At 65.9% G+C, this 17,103-nt stretch carries 15 protein-coding genes; 4 read left to right on the top strand and 11 right to left on the bottom strand.

Annotated elements, in window-relative coordinates; genetic code table 11:
* Nucleotides 1–53: 53 nt before the first annotated feature.
* The 5 genes from rodA to ABIB42_RS07075 form a co-directional block, all read right to left on the bottom strand.
* The gene (gene rodA, locus ABIB42_RS07095) at nucleotides 54–1,172 is read right to left on the bottom strand and encodes a rod shape-determining protein RodA (protein ID WP_429248140.1); all 1,119 of its coding nucleotides are present in this window, start codon (nucleotides 1,170–1,172) and stop codon (nucleotides 54–56) included.
* 3 nt (nucleotides 1,173–1,175) lie between these two features.
* Nucleotides 1,176–3,146: a penicillin-binding protein 2 gene (gene mrdA / locus ABIB42_RS07090; RefSeq protein WP_429248139.1), complete on the bottom strand. Its 1,971-nt coding sequence runs from the start codon at nucleotides 3,144–3,146 to the stop codon at nucleotides 1,176–1,178.
* A 16-nt stretch (nucleotides 3,147–3,162) separates the two neighbouring features.
* Nucleotides 3,163–3,681: a rod shape-determining protein MreD gene (gene mreD, locus ABIB42_RS07085; protein ID WP_071360459.1), complete on the bottom strand. Its 519-nt coding sequence runs from the start codon at nucleotides 3,679–3,681 to the stop codon at nucleotides 3,163–3,165.
* A 6-nt stretch (nucleotides 3,682–3,687) separates the two neighbouring features.
* Nucleotides 3,688–4,797: a rod shape-determining protein MreC gene (gene mreC, locus ABIB42_RS07080; RefSeq protein ID WP_429248138.1), complete on the bottom strand. Its 1,110-nt coding sequence runs from the start codon at nucleotides 4,795–4,797 to the stop codon at nucleotides 3,688–3,690.
* Between the two features lie 100 nt (nucleotides 4,798–4,897).
* A complete protein-coding gene (locus ABIB42_RS07075; protein ID WP_005667820.1) occupies nucleotides 4,898–5,941 on the bottom strand; it encodes a rod shape-determining protein in 1,044 nt (347 codons plus the stop codon).
* Nucleotides 5,942–6,255: 314 nt separating this feature from the next.
* Here ABIB42_RS07075 and gatC point away from each other — a divergent pair, with 314 nt between their 5' ends.
* The 3 genes from gatC to gatB are packed head-to-tail and all read left to right on the top strand — an operon-like array spanning nucleotide 6,256 to nucleotide 9,571.
* A complete protein-coding gene (gene gatC / locus ABIB42_RS07070; protein ID WP_005667818.1) occupies nucleotides 6,256–6,555 on the top strand; it encodes an Asp-tRNA(Asn)/Glu-tRNA(Gln) amidotransferase subunit GatC in 300 nt (99 codons plus the stop codon).
* A 35-nt stretch (nucleotides 6,556–6,590) separates the two neighbouring features.
* Nucleotides 6,591–8,078: an Asp-tRNA(Asn)/Glu-tRNA(Gln) amidotransferase subunit GatA gene (gene gatA, locus ABIB42_RS07065; RefSeq protein ID WP_184239687.1), complete on the top strand. Its 1,488-nt coding sequence runs from the start codon at nucleotides 6,591–6,593 to the stop codon at nucleotides 8,076–8,078.
* Between the two features lie 32 nt (nucleotides 8,079–8,110).
* On the top strand, nucleotides 8,111–9,571 hold the full coding sequence (gene gatB, locus ABIB42_RS07060) for an Asp-tRNA(Asn)/Glu-tRNA(Gln) amidotransferase subunit GatB (RefSeq protein ID WP_005667815.1): 1,461 nt from the start codon (nucleotides 8,111–8,113) through the stop codon (nucleotides 9,569–9,571).
* A 95-nt stretch (nucleotides 9,572–9,666) separates the two neighbouring features.
* Here gatB and pyrE read toward each other — a convergent pair whose 3' ends face one another.
* Together pyrE and ABIB42_RS07050 are read right to left on the bottom strand one after the other, a co-directional pair.
* Nucleotides 9,667–10,329 (bottom strand): orotate phosphoribosyltransferase, encoded by a 663-nt coding sequence (gene pyrE, locus ABIB42_RS07055; protein WP_005667813.1) that lies wholly within the window; start codon nucleotides 10,327–10,329, stop codon nucleotides 9,667–9,669.
* Between the two features lie 33 nt (nucleotides 10,330–10,362).
* On the bottom strand, nucleotides 10,363–12,330 hold the full coding sequence (locus tag ABIB42_RS07050) for a hybrid sensor histidine kinase/response regulator (protein WP_273028960.1): 1,968 nt from the start codon (nucleotides 12,328–12,330) through the stop codon (nucleotides 10,363–10,365).
* A gap of 218 nt (nucleotides 12,331–12,548) precedes the next feature.
* Here ABIB42_RS07050 and ABIB42_RS07045 point away from each other — a divergent pair, with 218 nt between their 5' ends.
* Nucleotides 12,549–13,319 carry an exodeoxyribonuclease III gene (locus ABIB42_RS07045; protein WP_005667810.1) on the top strand — a complete coding sequence of 257 codons (771 nt, stop codon included), beginning with the start codon at nucleotides 12,549–12,551 and terminating at the stop codon, nucleotides 13,317–13,319.
* A 1-nt stretch (nucleotide 13,320) separates the two neighbouring features.
* Here ABIB42_RS07045 and ABIB42_RS07040 read toward each other — a convergent pair whose 3' ends face one another.
* The 4 genes from ABIB42_RS07040 to metX form a co-directional block, all read right to left on the bottom strand.
* The gene (locus tag ABIB42_RS07040) at nucleotides 13,321–14,259 is read right to left on the bottom strand and encodes a pseudouridine synthase (protein WP_429248137.1); all 939 of its coding nucleotides are present in this window, start codon (nucleotides 14,257–14,259) and stop codon (nucleotides 13,321–13,323) included.
* A 7-nt stretch (nucleotides 14,260–14,266) separates the two neighbouring features.
* A complete protein-coding gene (locus ABIB42_RS07035; protein ID WP_429248136.1) occupies nucleotides 14,267–15,151 on the bottom strand; it encodes a M48 family metallopeptidase in 885 nt (294 codons plus the stop codon).
* A gap of 138 nt (nucleotides 15,152–15,289) precedes the next feature.
* Nucleotides 15,290–15,907 carry a methionine biosynthesis protein MetW gene (gene metW / locus ABIB42_RS07030; protein WP_005667805.1) on the bottom strand — a complete coding sequence of 206 codons (618 nt, stop codon included), beginning with the start codon at nucleotides 15,905–15,907 and terminating at the stop codon, nucleotides 15,290–15,292.
* Complete coding sequence (gene metX, locus ABIB42_RS07025; RefSeq protein WP_081589939.1) at nucleotides 15,904–17,040, bottom strand: homoserine O-succinyltransferase MetX; 1,137 nt, start codon at nucleotides 17,038–17,040, stop codon at nucleotides 15,904–15,906. The genes metW and metX overlap by 4 nt, the downstream gene beginning before the upstream one ends.
* Nucleotides 17,041–17,103 lie beyond the last annotated feature (63 nt).

Below are 17,103 nucleotides of genomic sequence, written 5' to 3'. Positions count from 1 at the left end.
AGGGCGTCTTTTTTCCGTGCCAAGGCCGCCGCCATGAATAAATCAGCGCTTCCCTAGGTCTGCACCAGCTTGCGATGCCGCTGGATGCTCATCAGGATGCCGGCGCCGAGGCCCAGCGTGATGAAGGCCGTGCCGCCATAGCTCATGAACGGTAGTGGCACCCCAACTACAGGCAATATCCCTGAAACCATGCCCATATTGACGAAGGCATAGGTGAAGAAAATCATCGCGATCGAACCGGCCAGCAAGCGGCCGAAGGCGTTTGGCGCATTGGCTGCGATCATCAGGCCGCGTCCGATCAAGAGCAGGTAGACCAACAGCAGGAACAGGTTGCCGATCAGGCCGAACTCCTCGGAATACACCGAGAACACGAAGTCGGTGGTGCGTTCCGGCACGAATTCCAGGTAGCCCTGGGTGCCCTGCATATAGCCCTTGCCGGTCACGCCGCCCGAACCGATCGCGATGATCGACTGGATGATGTGGAAGCCCTTGCCCAGCGGGTCGGAAGTCGGATCGATCAGGGTCATCACCCGCTGGCGCTGGTAGTCGTGCATCATCGACCAGCCGATCGGCAGGAAGGCCAGCACGCTCACCGTCACCGCCGCGATCGCCTTCCACGACAGGCCGGCCAGGAAGATCACGTACAGTCCCGACGACGCGACCAGCAGCGAGGTGCCGAGGTCGGGCTGCTCCATGATGAGGGCGACCGGGATCATCAGGATCACGGCGGCCACGATGTAATGCTTCCAGCCGGCGACCTGGGCCCGGGTCTGGAAGTACCAGGCCAGCATCAGCGGCAGGCCGATCTTCATGATCTCGGACGGCTGGATGTCGATGACGCCGATGTGCAGCCAGCGCTGCGCGCCCTTCTTGATCAGGCCGAACAGCGCGACCGCGACCAGCAAGGCCACGCCGACCGCATAGACCGGCACCGCGAGCCGCATCAGGGTTTGCGGCGCGATGTTCGCGGCCACCCACATCACGGCGAAGGACAGCAGGAAGTTGCGGATCTGGTGCTCGACCCGGTCCGGGAAATCGGCGCCGGCCGACATCATGGTGACCATGCTGATCGTCACCAGCATGGCCAGGATCAGGGTCAGCGGCAGGTCGAACACCGTGAAGTACGGGCGCAGGCGGCGGCGCAGCGAGCGCCGTTCTGGAATATGGGCCATGGCTTATTCGGTTCGGGTGGCGGTGGCGGGGGCCGAAGGTTGGGGCGCAGCGGCTGCAGCGGCCGGCGCGGCCGCCTTGACGGTGGCGGGACGGGCGCTATCCTTCGGCTCCGGCGGCGGCGCAGGACGCTTGCCGAGGATCGCATAGTCGAGCACCTTGCGCGCGATCGGCGCCGCCACCACGCCGCCGAAACCGGCGTTCTCGACGATCATCGCCAGCGCGATGCGCGGCTGCTCGACCGGCGCGAAGGCGGTGAACAGCGCATTGTCGCGATGGCGTTCGTCGATCGCATTGGCGTCGTACTTCTTGCCGCGCAGGCCGATCACCTGCGCGGTGCCGGTCTTGCCGGCCGACGTGTACGTGGCGCTGGAGAAGGCGCGTTGCCCGGTGCCTTCGCGCATCACGCCGGCCATCGCATCCTTGATGAAATCGAGGTGCTCCTGCTTCATCGACAGGCGCCGGGTCTCCTTGGGCACGGTCAGGGTGCGCTCGCGGGTCACGCCATCCTCGACCATCTTGACCAGGTGCGGCTTCATCACCACGCCGTCATTGGCCAGGATCGCGGTCGCATGCGCCAGTTGCAGCATGGTGTAGTTGTTGAAGCCCTGGCCGATCGAGATCGAGATGGTGTCGCCGCCCACCCATTTCTGGGCCGCGCGGCTGCGCTTGAAGCGCTCGGCCTTCCATTCCTTCGACGGCAGCACGCCGGTCTTTTCGTGATCGAGGTCGATCCCGGTCGGATGGCCGAAGCCGAATTCGCTCATGAATTTCGAGATGTTGTCGATCCCCATCTCGTTGCCCAGCTGGTAGTAATAGGTGTCGCACGAATGGGCGATCGAGTGGTACATGTTGACGATGCCGTGGCCGCCCGGCTTGTCGTCGTTGAAGCGGTGTCCGCCCAGGATGAAGAAGCCGGGATCGCGGATCGCGTCCTGCGGACGGCGGTAACCCAGCTCGAGCGCCGCCAGCGACATGAAGGGCTTGAAGGTCGAACCCGGCGGATAGGTGCCCGACAGCGGACGGTTCATCAGCGGCCGGTCGAGCGAGGTGTTCAGCTCGTTCCAGCTCTGGTAGTCGATGCCGTCGACGAACAGGTTCGGATCGAAGCCGGGCCGCGAAACGTAGGCCAGCACGTCGCCGGTCGCGGGCTCGATCGCCACCAGCGCGCCGCGGTGGTCGCCGAAGGCCTCCTCGGCGATCTTCTGCAGCTCGATGTCGATCGACAGGATCAGGTTGCTGCCCGGCACTGGCGGCGTGCGCTTGAGCGTGCGGATCGCGCGGCCGCCGGCCGAGCGCTCGACCTGCTCGTAGCCCGTGATGCCGTGCAGCTGGCGCTCGTAGCGCTTCTCGACGCCTTCCTTGCCGATATGGTCGGTGCCGTTGTAGTTGGCGGCGTCGTCGCCCTCCTCGATCGCGGCGGCTTCCTTGGCGTTGATGCGGCCGATGTAGCCGATCACGTGCGAGGCCACCTCGCCCATCGGGTACTGGCGGAACAGGCGCGCCTGGACTTCGACGCCGGGAAAGCGGAAGCGCTGGGCGGTGAAGCGCGCCACCTCGTCGTCGGTCAGGCGGGTGCGCAGCGGGATGCTGGCGAAGCTGCGCGACTCTTCACGCAGGCGCTTGAAGCGGCGCCGGTCGCGCGCGTCGATCTCGACCAGCTTGGCCAGCTCGTCGATCACCGACTCCATGTCGGCCTGCAGCTTGGACGGCGTGATCTCGAGCGTGTAGGCGGAATAGTTGCGCGCCAGGACCACGCCGTTGCGGTCCACGATCAGGCCGCGGTTGGGCACGATCGGCACCAGCGCGATGCGGTTGTCCTCGGCCTGCGCCGCGTACTGGTCGTGGTGCAGCACCTGCAGCCAGACCACGCGCGCGACCAGCAGGCCGAAGCAGATGAAGACGAGCGCCACCAGCGCCGTGAGGCGCATCCGGAACTGGTGGATCTCGCGGTCGCTATCCTTGAACTCGGTCATTCCTGGGCAAACCTGGTCAGATGGGGCGGGTATGGTCGCGGTCGACGGCGCGCCGCTGGGGCGCCAGCAGCAGCCAGGTGATCAGCGGCCACAGCGCCACCGCCACCACGCTCTCGACGAACGGCAGCAGGCCGGGGAAGCGGCCGGAGACCACCAGGTGCACGACCAGCTGGATGGCCTGCGCCAGCAGCAGCAGCGGGAACACGTGCATGGCCTGGGTCAGCAGCGGGAACCACAGCACGCGGCGGTGGATCATGATGGCCAGGTAGGACAGCACGGTGTAGGCGAGCGCGTTCTCGCCCAGCAGGCTGGCGTCGTGCACGTCCATCAACAGGCCCATGCAGAAGGCGACGCCGATGCCGACCTTGCGCGGCTGGTGGATGCCCCAGAACACCAGCACCAGCGCGACGAAGTCGGGCGCCCCGACCCAGCGCCCCCAGGGCATCAGGTTGAGCATGAAGGCGCACACCAGGCTGAAGGCGATGAACAGCGGGCTGACGGGCAGCAGGATGTAATGCGGACGGCGACCGGGCATGGCGGCTTACTCCGTTCGGGCGGCCGGCGCGGGCGCGGTCGCGGTCGTTGCAGGTGGCGTGGCGGCGGGCGCCGCCGGACGTGGCGTGGGCTGGGCCGCGGGCGGCGTCGCCGCAGGCTGGTTGGCCGGCGTCGGCGCTGGCGCGCCGTTGGTGGCGGCGGCGGCGGGCGCGCCGGCCGCCGGCAGCGGCGCGGCCGGCAGCGGCGGCGTCGGCACCGCCGGCATCTTCGGCATATTGCGCCGGCTGCCGCTGTACGGCGCTTCCGGCGCCGGGCGCGGCGGCAAGGGATTGTGCGACATGATCACCAGCACCTGGCGATTGCGGTCGATGCCGGCCAGCGGCTGGCCGACCACGCGGCCGAACGAGCCGGCCGCCTTCTCGACCTGGGTCACGCGCGCCACCGCCAGGCCGGCCGGGTACATCCCGTCCAGGCCCGAGGTCACCAGCACGTCGCCGACCTGGATGTCGGCGTCCTGGGCCACGAAGCGCAGGTCGAGCAGGCCCGTATTGCCGCGGCCATAGACGATGCTGCGCAAGCCGCTGCGCAGCACCTGCACCGGAATGGCCTGGTCCTTGTCGGTCAGCAGCGTGACTTCGGAGGTGAACGGGAACACGCGGGTGACCTGGCCGACCACGCCAGCGTGGTCGATCACCGGCAGGCCGAGCGACACGGCGTCACGCGAACCGCGGTTGATCACGATGCGGCGGGTGGACGGGTCGCGCGCGTCGTACAGGATCTCGGCCATCTGCGACTGCACCGGCAACTGCTGCTTGCCTTCCATCAGGCGCCGCAGGTGCGCGTTCTCGGCCATCTGGAACTGGGCCTGCTGCAGCAACTGGGCGCGCGCCAGCTCCTGGTGCTTGAGGGCCTGCACTTCCTTCTGCAAGGTCGACAGCGACGAGAAATAATCGCCCATATTGGCCAGCGCCTCGCGCGGCATCAGGGCCGCCATCTGCATCGGATAGAGCACGGTGGCGGCCACCTGGCGCACGCCGGACAGCAATCCCATGCGGGCGTCGACGAACAGCAATACGATGGCGATCAAGGCGCACACCATGGCCTTGACTCGTGCCGGGGCGCCTTGCTTGAACAGCGGCGGAGGACTGTATTCCATGACGTCCGTTGGTGATAACGCGGGCGGTCAATACCAAGGCGGGCAGATGCGCGCAGCTTGTGACCGCACGCCCTGCCCGCCCCGGTTGATCACGCGCGTCTTATTCGTACGAGAAGATCGAACCAAGCTTGTCCATGCGCTCGAGGGCCATGCCCGAGCCGCGCACCACGCAGGTCAGCGGATCTTCGGCGGCCAGCACCGGCAGGCCGGTTTCTTCCATCAGGAGACGGTCGAGGTCGCGCAGCAGCGCGCCGCCGCCGGTCAGCATCATGCCTTTTTCGGCGATGTCGGCGCCCAGTTCCGGCGGCGCCTGTTCCAGCGCGTTCTTCACGGCCGACACGATCTGGTTCAGCGGATCGGTGAGGGCTTCCAGGATCTCGTTGCTCGAGATGGTGAACGAGCGCGGTATGCCTTCCGACAGGTTGCGGCCCTTGACTTCCATTTCCTTGACTTCCGAGCCAGGGAACGCCGAGCCGATCGCCTTCTTGATCGCTTCGGCGGTCTGTTCGCCGATCAGCATGCCGTAGTTGCGGCGGATGTAGTTGACGATGGCTTCGTCGAACTTGTCGCCGCCGACGCGCACCGAGCCCTTGTAGACCATGCCGCCCAGCGAGATGATGCCCACTTCGGTGGTGCCGCCGCCGATGTCGACCACCATCGAGCCGGTCGCTTCCGAGACCGGCAGGCCGGCGCCGATCGCGGCCGCCATCGGCTCTTCGATCAGGTACACCTGCGAGGCGCCCGCTCCAAGAGCCGATTCGCGGATCGCGCGGCGCTCGACCTGGGTCGAGCCGCAAGGCACGCAGATGATGATGCGCGGCGACGGACGGAAGAATTTCGAGTCGTGCACCATGCGGATGAACTGCTTGAGCATCTGCTCGGTGACGGTGAAGTCGGCGATCACGCCATCCTTCATGGGGCGGATCGCTTCGATATTGCCGGGCACCTTGCCCAGCATCTGCTTGGCTTCCTTGCCGACTGCCTGGATGGTCTTCTTGCCGTTCGGGCCACCTTCCTGGCGGATCGCGACCACCGACGGCTCGTCCAGGACGATGCCCAGGCCGCGGACGTAGATCAGCGTGTTGGCGGTGCCGAGGTCGATCGCCAGGTCATTCGAGAAGTAGCTGCGTAAAAAACCAAACATGGGTGTCCTGATGCGCATCAATGTGCGCCTAAACATTGATCGGGGATTCTGTGCCGCACCTGCCTCGCATGGGCACCGCGGACTTCGCATGCGCGGGCGCCGGGCTTTCGGCACGACAACGCATTAGCCCGCCATTCTACCTTATAATTTGTCGTTTACATGCTGAATACGGGTGGTTTTCCCCACCGAATTGCAAGCGATTTGAGCGGTGTTTGCAGGGTTTTATCGCCTTTAAGAAGCCGTTCGCTGACAACTTGCTAACATTCATTATTCGCCGAATCACTTTTTGCGCGCTGATGGCGTGCCATATAGCCATGTCCCTGACCCTTTCCGACGTAAAACGCATCGCCAACCTGGCCCAGCTCGACATGGATGACGCCCATGCCGAGACCGCGCTGGCCGAGCTGAACGGCATCTTCGCGCTGGCCGAGCAGATGCAGGCGGTCGACACCACCGGCGTGGCGCCGCTGGCCCAGCCGCTGTCGGCCATCCTGGCCCTGCCGCTGCGCCTGCGCGACGACGCGGTCACCGAAGAGAACCGCCGCGAAGACTACCAGGCGCCGGCGCCGAAGGCGCAGGATGGCCTGTACCTGGTGCCGAAGGTCATCGAGTAAACCGCCCAGAAAATCGCTAGAGAATCGACACGCACATGCATAACAAGACCATCAAGGAGCTGTCCGCGCTCCTGCACTCGAAACAGGTGTCCGCGACCGAGCTGGCGCGCCACTACCTCGGCCGCATCGACGCGAGCGGGCACAATGCCTTCCTGCACGTGGACCACGAACTGACGCTGGCCCAGGCCGCGGCCGCCGACGCCCGCTTCGCGCAAGGCACGGCCGGCCCGCTGACCGGCGTGCCGATCGCGCACAAGGACATCTTCGTCACCCGCGGCTGGCGCACCACGGCCGGCTCGAAGATGCTGGACGGTTACGTCAGCCCGTTCGACGCGACCGTCGTCGACCGCTTCAACGCGGCCGGCATGGTCACCCTGGGCAAGGTCAACCTGGACGAATTCGCGATGGGCTCGGCCAACGAGAACTCGGCCTATGGCGCGGTGAAGAACCCATGGGACGCAGCAGCCGTGCCGGGCGGTTCGTCGGGCGGCTCGGCCGCGGCGATCGCCGCGCGCCTGGCGCCGGCCGCCACCGCGACCGACACCGGCGGCTCGATCCGCCAGCCGGCCGCCTTCTGCGGCGTCACCGGCATCAAGCCGACCTATGGCCGCGTGTCGCGCTTCGGCATGATCGCCTTCGCCTCGTCGCTGGACCAGGGCGGCCCGATCGCCCAGACCGCCGAGGACTGCGCTCTGCTGCTCAACGAAATGATCGGCTTCGACGAACGCGATTCGACCAGCCTCACGGTCGAACAGGGCAACGTCCGCGAAGACTATACGCGCGACCTGAACAAGCCGCTGGCCGGCCTGCGCATCGGCGTGCCTTCGGAATACTTCGGCGAAGGCCTGGCCAGCGACGTCGAAGGCGCGGTGCGCGCGGCGCTCGAGCAGTTCGTGAAACTGGGCGCGGTACTGGTCGACATCTCGCTGCCGAAAACGGCGCTGTCGATTCCGACCTACTACATCATCGCGCCGGCGGAAGCCTCGTCGAACCTGTCGCGCTTCGACGGCGTGCGCTACGGCCACCGCGCAGCGGAGTACAAGGATTTGCAGGACATGTACCGCAAAACCCGCGCCGAAGGCTTCGGCAGCGAGGTGAAACGCCGCATCATGGTCGGCACCTACGTGCTGTGCCACGGCTACTACGACGCCTATTACGTGCAGGCGCAAAAGATCCGGCGCCTGATCGCGGACGACTTCCAGGCTGCGTTCGCGGACAAATGCGACGTGATCATGGGGCCGGTGGCGCCGACGGTGGCCTGGGACCTGGGCTCCAAGACCAATGACCCGGTGGCGAACTACCTGGCCGACATCTTCACGCTGTCGACCAGCCTGGCCGGCCTGCCCGGCATGTCGATCCCCTGCGGTTTCGGAGCAGGCAAGGAAGGCAGTGAAGCGAACGGCAAGCGCCCGGTGGGCCTGCAAATCATCGGCAACTACTTCGCCGAGGCGAAGCTGCTGAACATCGCGCACCAGTACCAGCAGGCGACCGACTGGCACAAGCGCACGCCCGAAGGCGTGTGATCCGCGACGCTACTGAACAAAGAGAGAACACTATGCAATGGGAAGTCGTCATCGGTCTTGAGAACCACGTCCAGCTCACGACCCAATCGAAAATCTTCAGCGGCAGCTCGATCCGCTTCGGCGCCGAGCCGAACACGCAGGCCAGCCCGGTCGACCTGGCGCTGCCGGGCGTGCTGCCGGTGCTGAACCGCGGCGCGGTCGAGCGCGCGATCCGCTTCGGCCTGGCGGTCGGCGCGAAGATCGCGCCGCAATCGGTCTTCGCGCGCAAGAACTACTTTTATCCCGACCTGCCGAAGGGTTACCAGATCAGCCAGTTCGAGGATCCGGTGGTCCAGGGCGGCACCATCAGCTTCGCCTATGAAAAAGACGGCAAGCTGGAGACCAAGACCGTCAATCTGACCCGCGCCCACCTCGAGGAAGACGCCGGCAAGTCGCTGCACGAAGACTATGCCGGCATGAGCGGCATCGACCTGAATCGCGCCGGCACGCCGCTGCTCGAGATCGTGTCCGAGCCCGAGATGCGCAGCGCCGCCGAGGCGGTGGCGTATGCCAAGGCCCTGCACTCGCTGGTGATGTGGCTGGGCGTCTGCGACGGCAATATGCAGGAGGGTTCGTTCCGCTGCGACGTCAACGTCTCTGTGCGCCCCGTCGGCCAGAAGGAATTCGGCACCCGCTGCGAGATCAAGAACCTGAACTCGTTCCGCTTCATGGAAGAGGCGATCCACTACGAGGTGCGGCGCCAGATCGAGCTGATCGAGGACGGCGGCAAGGTGATCCAGGCGACGCGCCTGTGGGACCCGGACCGCAAGGAGACGCGCTCGATGCGCACCAAGGAAGACGCCCAGGATTACCGCTACTTCCCCGACCCCGACCTGCCTCCCCTGGTGATCGGCCAGGACTGGATCGACCGCGTGAAGGCCGGGATGCCGGAGCTGCCGGGCGCCCTGCGCGCGCGCTTCACGGGCGAGTATGGCCTGCCGGAGTACGACAGCCTGGTCCTGACCTCGTCGAAGGCGATGGCGGGCTACTACGAAGCCGTGGTGGCCAAGGCCGGCAAGGAAAACGCCAAGGCGGCCGCCAACTGGATGATGGGCGACGTCTCGTCGACCCTGAACCGCGAAGGCGTGGACATCGGCGACGCGCCGGTGAGCGCGGCGCAACTGGCGCTGCTGCTCAAGCGCATCGCCGACGGCACGATCTCGAACAAGGCGGGCAAGGAAGTCTTCGCCGCGATGTGGGAAGCCAAATCGGACGACGAAAACCTGGCCGACACCGTGATCGACCAGAAGGGCCTGAAGCAGATCTCGGACACGGGCGCGCTGGAAGCGATCGTCGACGAAGTCCTGGCCGCCAACGCCAAGTCGGTCGAGCAATACCGCGCCGGCAAGGAAGCCGCCATCAACGCCCTGATCGGCCAGACGATGAAGGCGTCGAAGGGCAAGGCGAACCCGGCCCAGGTGACCGAACTGCTGAAACAAAAACTCGCCGGCTAACCCTCAGCCATCGACAATGAGGGTCAGCGTCGCATTATTGAGCAGTTTCCCGGAACTGCCAGTAATGCGACGCTGACCCTCATTGTTTTCACATGTTAGATACCGTAGCGGGTGCGGTATGCGGCGACGGCGTCCTTGTGCTGGGACAGGCGCGCGTCCTGGGTGTGGGTGTCGAGGTAGGTGAACAGGTCTTCGAGGTTGGCGATCGAGATCACGGGGATGTTGAACTCGCGCGCGACTTCCTGCACTGCCGACAGTTCGGACAGCGCGTCGTCCTTCCCCGAACGCTCCATGCGGTCCAGCGCGATCAGTACGGCGGCCGGTTCGGCGCCGGCGGCGCGGATCATCGTCACCGATTCGCGCACCGAGGTGCCGGCCGAGATCACGTCGTCGATGATCACCACTTTACCCTGCAGCTTGGCGCCGACGATGGTGCCGCCCTCGCCGTGATCCTTCGCTTCCTTGCGGTTGTAGGCGAACGAGGTGTCGCGGCCCTTCGCGGCCAGGGCCACGGCGGTGGCGCTGGCCAGGGTGATGCCCTTGTAGGCAGGGCCGAACAGCATGTCGAATTCGACGCCCGAATCGAGCAGGGTCTGGGCGTAGAACTGGGCGAGCTTGCCCAGCGTGGCGCCGTCGTGGAACAGGCCGGCGTTGAAGAAGTACGGCGACAGGCGGCCGGCCTTGGTCGTGAATTGGCCGAACTTCAATACCTCGGCCTCGACCGAAAACCCGATGAATTGCTGGCGCAGATCGCTCATGTACTCTCTCCCTGAATGTCGAAAGCGGCTATTTTAATCCGTCGCGGCGTCGGCCGCGACCACCCGCGCCACCTCGTCCGGATTGACCGGCTTGACCAGGTGGCGCTCGAAGCCGGCCGCCTCGCTCCTCGCATGGTCGGCCGCCAGCCCGTAGCCGCTCAGCGCCACCAGGCGGCAGCCCGCCCCGCCGGGCAGCGCGCGGATGCGCGCGGCGAGCTGGTAGCCGTCCAGCACCGGCAGGCCGATGTCGAGCAAGGCGACCGTGGGCCTGAAGCGCTCCAGCGCCGCCAGCGCGCCGACCGGATCGTGGTACACCTCGACCGCGTGGCCGTGCGCACGCAGCAGGCGGCCCAGGGTATCGGCGCCGTCGGCATTGTCGTCCACCAGCAGCACGCGCTGCGAGGCGACGCCCGCCATCGGAGCCGGCGCCGGCTCCGATGGCGCCGGCGCCTGGGCTACGCTGCTTAGCGGCAGGCGCACCACGAATTCGCTGCCCAGGCCGCGTCCCTCGCTGTGCGCATGGACGCTGCCGCCGTGCAGCTCGACGATGTTCTTCACCAGCGCCAGCCCGATCCCGAGTCCGCCTTCGGCGCGGTCGATGCTGCGCTTGCCCTGGAAGAACAGCTCGAACACCTGTTCGCGCACCTCGGGCGCGAGGCCGATGCCGGTGTCGCGCACGCTGATCTCGACCGCTTCAAGCCCGTCGCGCAGTACGCGCAGTACGCGCAGCCACAGCTGGCCACCCGGCTCGGTATAGCGCGCCGCATTGGTCAGCAGGTTCGACACCACCTGCGCCAATCGCACCGGATCGCCTTCCCACGCCAGGCCGGGTTCGAGTTCGACTTCGAGGCGGTGGCGGCGCTGCTCGATCAGCAGGCTTGCCATCTCGACCGCCTTGTCGACCACCCGCGCCAGTTCGACCCGCTCGACCTTGAGCTCGATCTTGCCGCGCGTGACGCGCGAGACGTCGAGCAGGTCGTCCACCAGCCGCACCAGATGGTCCACCTGGCGCTGGATGATCTCGCCCTCGCGGCCGTGCGCGCCGTCGCCGCGCATGCGCATCAGCTGCAACGCGATGACGATCGGCGACAGGGGATTACGCAGCTCATGGCCCAGCATGGCCAGGAACTCGTCCTTGGCCCGGCTGGCCGCGCTCAACTCCACCAGCAACTGTTCGCGCTCGCGATGGGCGCGCTCGATCGCCTGGCGGCTGCGCACGTGGTCGGTCACCTCGACCGCGACCAGGATCACGCCGTCCGGCCGCCCGCCCACGCCCGTCAGCGGCTCCAGGCTGAACTTGAAATAGCGCTCTTCCAGCTGGCCCTGGGGGTCGAGGCGGCCGAGGGCCAGTTCTTCCGCGTGATACGGCTCGCCGGTGGCGAACACGTGGGCAATGCGCTCGGCCACGCCGCTGCCGGACAGGCGCGGGAAAGCCTCGCCGAAGGTGCGTCCGACCAGTTCATTGGAGCCGACCAGTTCGCAATAGCGGCGATTGACGAGGTGGAAGCGCAGCTCGGGCCCCATCAGGAGGGCCGCCGCCACCGGCGCATTGAGCAGCATGGCGTCGCGCTGGGCCAGCGCCACGTCGCGCTCGTGCCGCTCGGTGGCGTCGCGCGTGAAGCAGCGCGTGTAGCGCAGCCGGCCGTCCTCGAAATGCCCGTTGGAGTGGATCAGCACATGCTTGATCGAGCCATCCTTGCAGCGCAGCCGCGCCGGCTGGTCGTACAGCACCCCGCCCGACAGCAGGGTCGTCAGGATGTAGTCGATCGTGGCCGGATCGGCGTGGAAGTCGGCGATGTGGCGGCCGACGTATTCGTCCCACTCATAGCCGAGCAGCTGCAGTTCGGCGCGGTTGGCCCACAGGATGGTGCCGTCCGGGCCGACCCGGTGCAGGCCTTCGACGGCGTTTTCCACAAAGTCGGCCAGCTCGGCGTTCGATGCGGCGGGCAGGCAAACGCCGGAATCGACGATGCCCGCGAGTAGCGGTTTGTCAGTGTTCATGGACTTGGGAAGGAGGCAATGCAACGTCAGGAAGTTGACGCGGCGTACGACGCAGGAGAATGCCTAGTGTAACAGATCGTTGCCCTTCATCACGGCATCTACTGCATATCCGCAACAGTCGGCAGGCATGACGGACGGTTCAAAAACGCGCTACACTGTCCCGCTTGTTGCCGGGTGGCCATTAAACCCGCTGATCCATTACCAGTCTTATCATCACCATGCCACGAATTATTTCTGCGAACCTGAACGGCATCCGTTCCGCCCACAAGAAGGGCTTCTTCGAATGGCTCGCCACGCAGGATGCCGACTATATCTGCGTCCAGGAGCTCAAGGCCCAGGAAGCCGACATGACCGAGGATTTCCTGCGCCCGCACGGCTACCATGGCCACTTCCACTACGCCGAGAAGAAGGGCTATTCGGGCACCGGCGTCTACAGCCGCACCGCCCCGGACAAGCACCGCATCGGCTTCGGCTGCGTCGAGTTCGACGCCGAGGGCCGCTATACGCGCTGCGACTTCGGCGACCTGACCGTGATCTCGCTGTATGCGCCGTCGGGCTCCTCGTCGCCCGAGCGCCAGCTGGCCAAGTTCCGCTTCATGGAAGTGTTCCTGCCGCACCTGCAGGAGCTGCAGGCCGAGGGCCGCGAAATCGTGATCTGCGGCGACTGGAACATCGCGCATAAAGAGATCGACCTCAAGAACTGGAAGGGCAACCTGAAGAATTCGGGCTTCCTGCCCGAGGAGCGCGCCTGGATGACGCGCATCTTCGACGAACTGGGCCTGGTCGACGTGCACCGCGGCCTGGACCCGCGTCCCGAGCAGTACACCTGGTGGAGCAACCGCGGGCAGGCCTATGCCAAGAACGTGGGCTGGCGCATCGACTACCATGTCGCCACCCCGGGCCTCGCCAAGTGCGCCAAGGCCGTCTCGGTCTACAAGGACGTCAAGTTCTCCGACCACGCTCCCTTGATCATCGATTACGAGCGCTGATTCAGGGCCAATCCAGGCTGAAATCGCTGCAGAAGCTGCGCGGCTGGCCGCTCAAGGGATCGTCGAAGGCGATCGAGCGCGCCAGCAGCTGCAGCGGCGACCTGAAATCGTCGCCCTTGCACGGCAGCGCGACCGGATAGAAGGCGTCGTTCACGATCGGCGCGCCGAGGCGCGACAGGTGCAGCCGCAGCTGGTGCTTGCGGCCCGTGTGCGGATGCAGGCGATAACGCGCCAGGTCTCCGCGCTGTTCGATCAGCTCGATCAGCGTCTCCGAATTCGGCTCGCCCTCCACCTCTTCGCTCACAAAAAACTGCTCCGCATCCTGCATGCGGCTGCGGTAGGTGAAGGGGAATTCTCGTCCCGCCATCATCGGCGCCAGCGCCTCATAGGTCTTCTTCACCACCCGCTTCTGGAACATCGATTGATACGCCCCGCGCGAGTCGGGATTGTGCGAGAAGATCACCACGCCCGCCGTCTCGCGGTCGAGCCGGTGGATCGGCACCAGGTGCGGCAGGTCGTGGGCGCGCTTCAGGCGCACCAGCAGCGTCTCTTTCAGGAAGCGCCCGGTCGGGATGGTCGGCAGGAAGTGCGGCTTGTCGGCCACCAGGATGTGCTGGTCCCGGAACAGCACTTGTTCGTGGAACGGGATCGGCGTCTCGGCCTGTTCCAGCTCGCGGTAATACCAGATGCGCATGCCCTGGCGCACGTGGCTGTCGGGGCCCAGGGCAGCGCCTTTCGCATCGACGATCTCGCCGCGGTTCAGGCGCGCGGCCCAGGCCTCGCGGCTCACGTCCGGAAACCGCTCGGTGAGAAAACGCAGCATGCCCCCGGCGCGGGTCTCGGTCAGCCACAGGTAGCTGGGCGAGACGCCGTCGCGGATCGGCAGCGGCACATGGGCATTGGCTTCGGCCTGCCGGCCCTTGACGACTACACGGCCCATCGAACCATCATTTGAGGGCGGTGCTCTGGTAGGCCGGGAGCTTGGACACGCTCGTGTTCTTGGCGCGCGCGTACAGCGGCAGCAGCACGTTCATGTGCGCTTCCATGTCCTTGATGCGGGTTTCGCCGCCCGGGTGGGTCGAGAAGATCTCGAGCGGCGCGCTCTGGTTCAGCGCCGCCATCTTGCGCCACAGCGCGATGCCGGCGCGCGGGTCGTAGCCGGCGCGCGACGAGATGTCCAGGCCCACCAGGTCGGCCTCGCGCTCTTCGTCGCGCGAGAATTTCAGTACCAGGAACTGGCCGGCATAGTTGGCGGCCATGCCGGTCAGGTTGGGGTCGACGCCGAAGATCCCCGACAGCAGCGCGCCGCCGACGCGGGCGCCGAGCGCGGTGACATTGGTCTTGGCCAGGCGCTCGCGCCCGTGTTCGCGCAGCGCGTGCGCGATCTCGTGGCCCATCACGGCCGCCACTTCGTCGTCGGTCAGGTTCAGCTGATTGATGATGCCGGTATAGAAGCCGATACGGCCGCCCGGCATGCAGAAGGCGTTCACCTGGTCGGACTTGAACAGGTTGACCTGCCATTCCCACTTGCTCGCGGCCGGATTCCAGCGCGTGGTCTGCGGGATGATGCGCTGGGCGATCACGCGCAGGCGCTTGAGCTGGGGGTCGCCTTCCGGCGCCAGCACGCCCTTCTGCTTGGCCTCGCCCACCATTTCGGTGTACTGCTGGCGCGCGGCCTCGTTGACCTGTTCTTCCGGCGCCAGCACGCGCATGCGCGACAGCGGCTTGACCGCGATGCCGTCCTGGACCACCTGGCTGTTGTCCTGGGCAAGGCCCAGGCTGGTGGCGCTCATCAGGGTGAGGCAAAGGGCAAGGCGTTTCAGTTTTATCATCTCGTCACCGACAGGCTGTTGTTAGCAGCGCTATCCTCTCAGAAATTATTCAAAACGGGCAACACGCCCGCGCAGGATTGGCGAGGATCATCGCGTATCCGCCGCGTTCGCTCAAGCCGCCAACGCACATAAGACGTATCAAGTTGCTGGCGTTATTTTCTTGCGCAGACGAAACACTGCCAGGCTGCCGCGCAGGTTGGGCAGGAATTTGACGACCTCGCCGTCGGCCAGCGCCACGCACTCCAGCACTTCGAGGCCGCACGACACCGCCAGTTCCTGGAAATCGTAGATCGTTGCATAGCGCACGTTGGGCGTGTCATACCATTTATAGGGCAGCGAGCGCGACATCGGCATGCGGCCCTTGAGCAGCGCCAGGCGGTGCGGCCAGTGGGCGAAGTTGGGAAACGAGACGATGGCTTCGGTCCCCACCCGCACGATGTCGCGCAGCAGCGCCTCGACGTGCTGCATCATCTGCAGCGAGTTCAGGCACAGCACGGTGTCGAAGGTATTGTCGCCGAACAGGCCCAATCCCTTCTCCATGTCGTGCTGGATCACGTTGATGCCGCGCGCGGTGCTTTCCAACACCTTGTCGTCGGCGATCTCGATGCCGTAGCCGCTGCAGCGCTTGCCGGACTCCAGGTAGCGCAGCATGGCGCCGTCGCCGCAGCCGACGTCCAGCACGTGGGCGCCCTCGCCCACCCAGTGCGCGATGAAGGCCAGGTCGGGCCGCAGCGTGTTCAGGTCGTTGAAATTCATGCGACCTCCAGCGCAATGCGGTTGACATAGGCGCGCACCACGTTCATGTAGCGCGCGTCTTCGAGCAGGAAGGCGTCGTGACCGTGCGGCGCGTCGATCTCGGCATAGCTGACGCGGCGCCGGTTCGAAATCAGGGCCTCGACGATCTCGCGGCTGCGCTCGGGCGAGAAGCGCCAGTCGGTGGTGAACGAGGCGACCAGGAACTGGGCTTTCGTGCCGGCCAGCGCCTTCGTCAGGTCGCCGCCATGCTCGCGCGCCGGGTCGAAGTAGTCGAGCGCCTTGGTGATCAACAAATAGGTGTTGGCGTCGAAGTATTCCGAAAACTTGTCGCCCTGGTAGCGCAGATAGGATTCGATCTCGAAGTCGATGCCGAAGTCGAAGTTGTAGTCATTGGTTTCGGCCGCGTTGCGCAGCTTGCGTCCGAATTTTTCCGCCATGTCGTCGTTCGACAAATACGTGATGTGGCCGATCATGCGCGCCACCTTGAGGCCGTTCTTCGGCACCACGCCATGCTCGTAGAAGTCGCCGCCGCGGTAGTCCGGGTCGGTCAGGATGGCCTGGCGCGCGACGTCGTTGAAGGCGATGTTCTGGGCCGACAGCTTGGGCGTCGAGGCGATCACGATGCAGTGGCGCAGGCGCTCGGGGAACATGATGCTCCACGACAGGGCCTGCATGCCGCCCAGCGAGCCGCCCATCACGGCGGCGAATTGTTCGATGCCGAGGCGGTCGGCCAGGCGCGCCTGGGCCGCCACCCAGTCTTCCACCGTCACCAGCGGGAAGGCGGCGCCATACGGCTTGCCGGTGGCGGGATTGACGTGCATCGGGCCGGTCGAGCCGAAGCAGGATCCGAGGTTGTTGATGCCGATGACAAAGAAGCGGTCGGTGTCGACCGGCTTGCCCGGTCCGACCATATTGTCCCACCAGCCGGCGCTCTTCGGCGTGGCGTAGTGGCCGGCCACGTGGTGCGAGGCGTTCAGCGCGTGGCAGATCAGCACCGCGTTCGACTTGTCGGCGTTGAGCGTGCCATAGGTTTCATACATCAGCGTGTAGTCGCCGAGCTGGGCGCCGCTTTGCAACAGCAAGGGCTCGGCGAAATGCATCGCCTGCGGTGTGACTATTCCAAGAGATCCCATGGAGGTATTCAAAAGTGTTGGGTGGTGCGATGGTGGTGCTCGCGACGGCCGGGCCTGGCCGTC

Source organism: Massilia sp. UYP32, from assembly GCF_050434365.1.
In the GTDB taxonomy this organism is placed as follows: Bacteria; Pseudomonadota; Gammaproteobacteria; order Burkholderiales; family Burkholderiaceae_D; genus Telluria; species Telluria timonae.
This window is presented reverse-complemented; position numbering and strand designations above follow the sequence as displayed.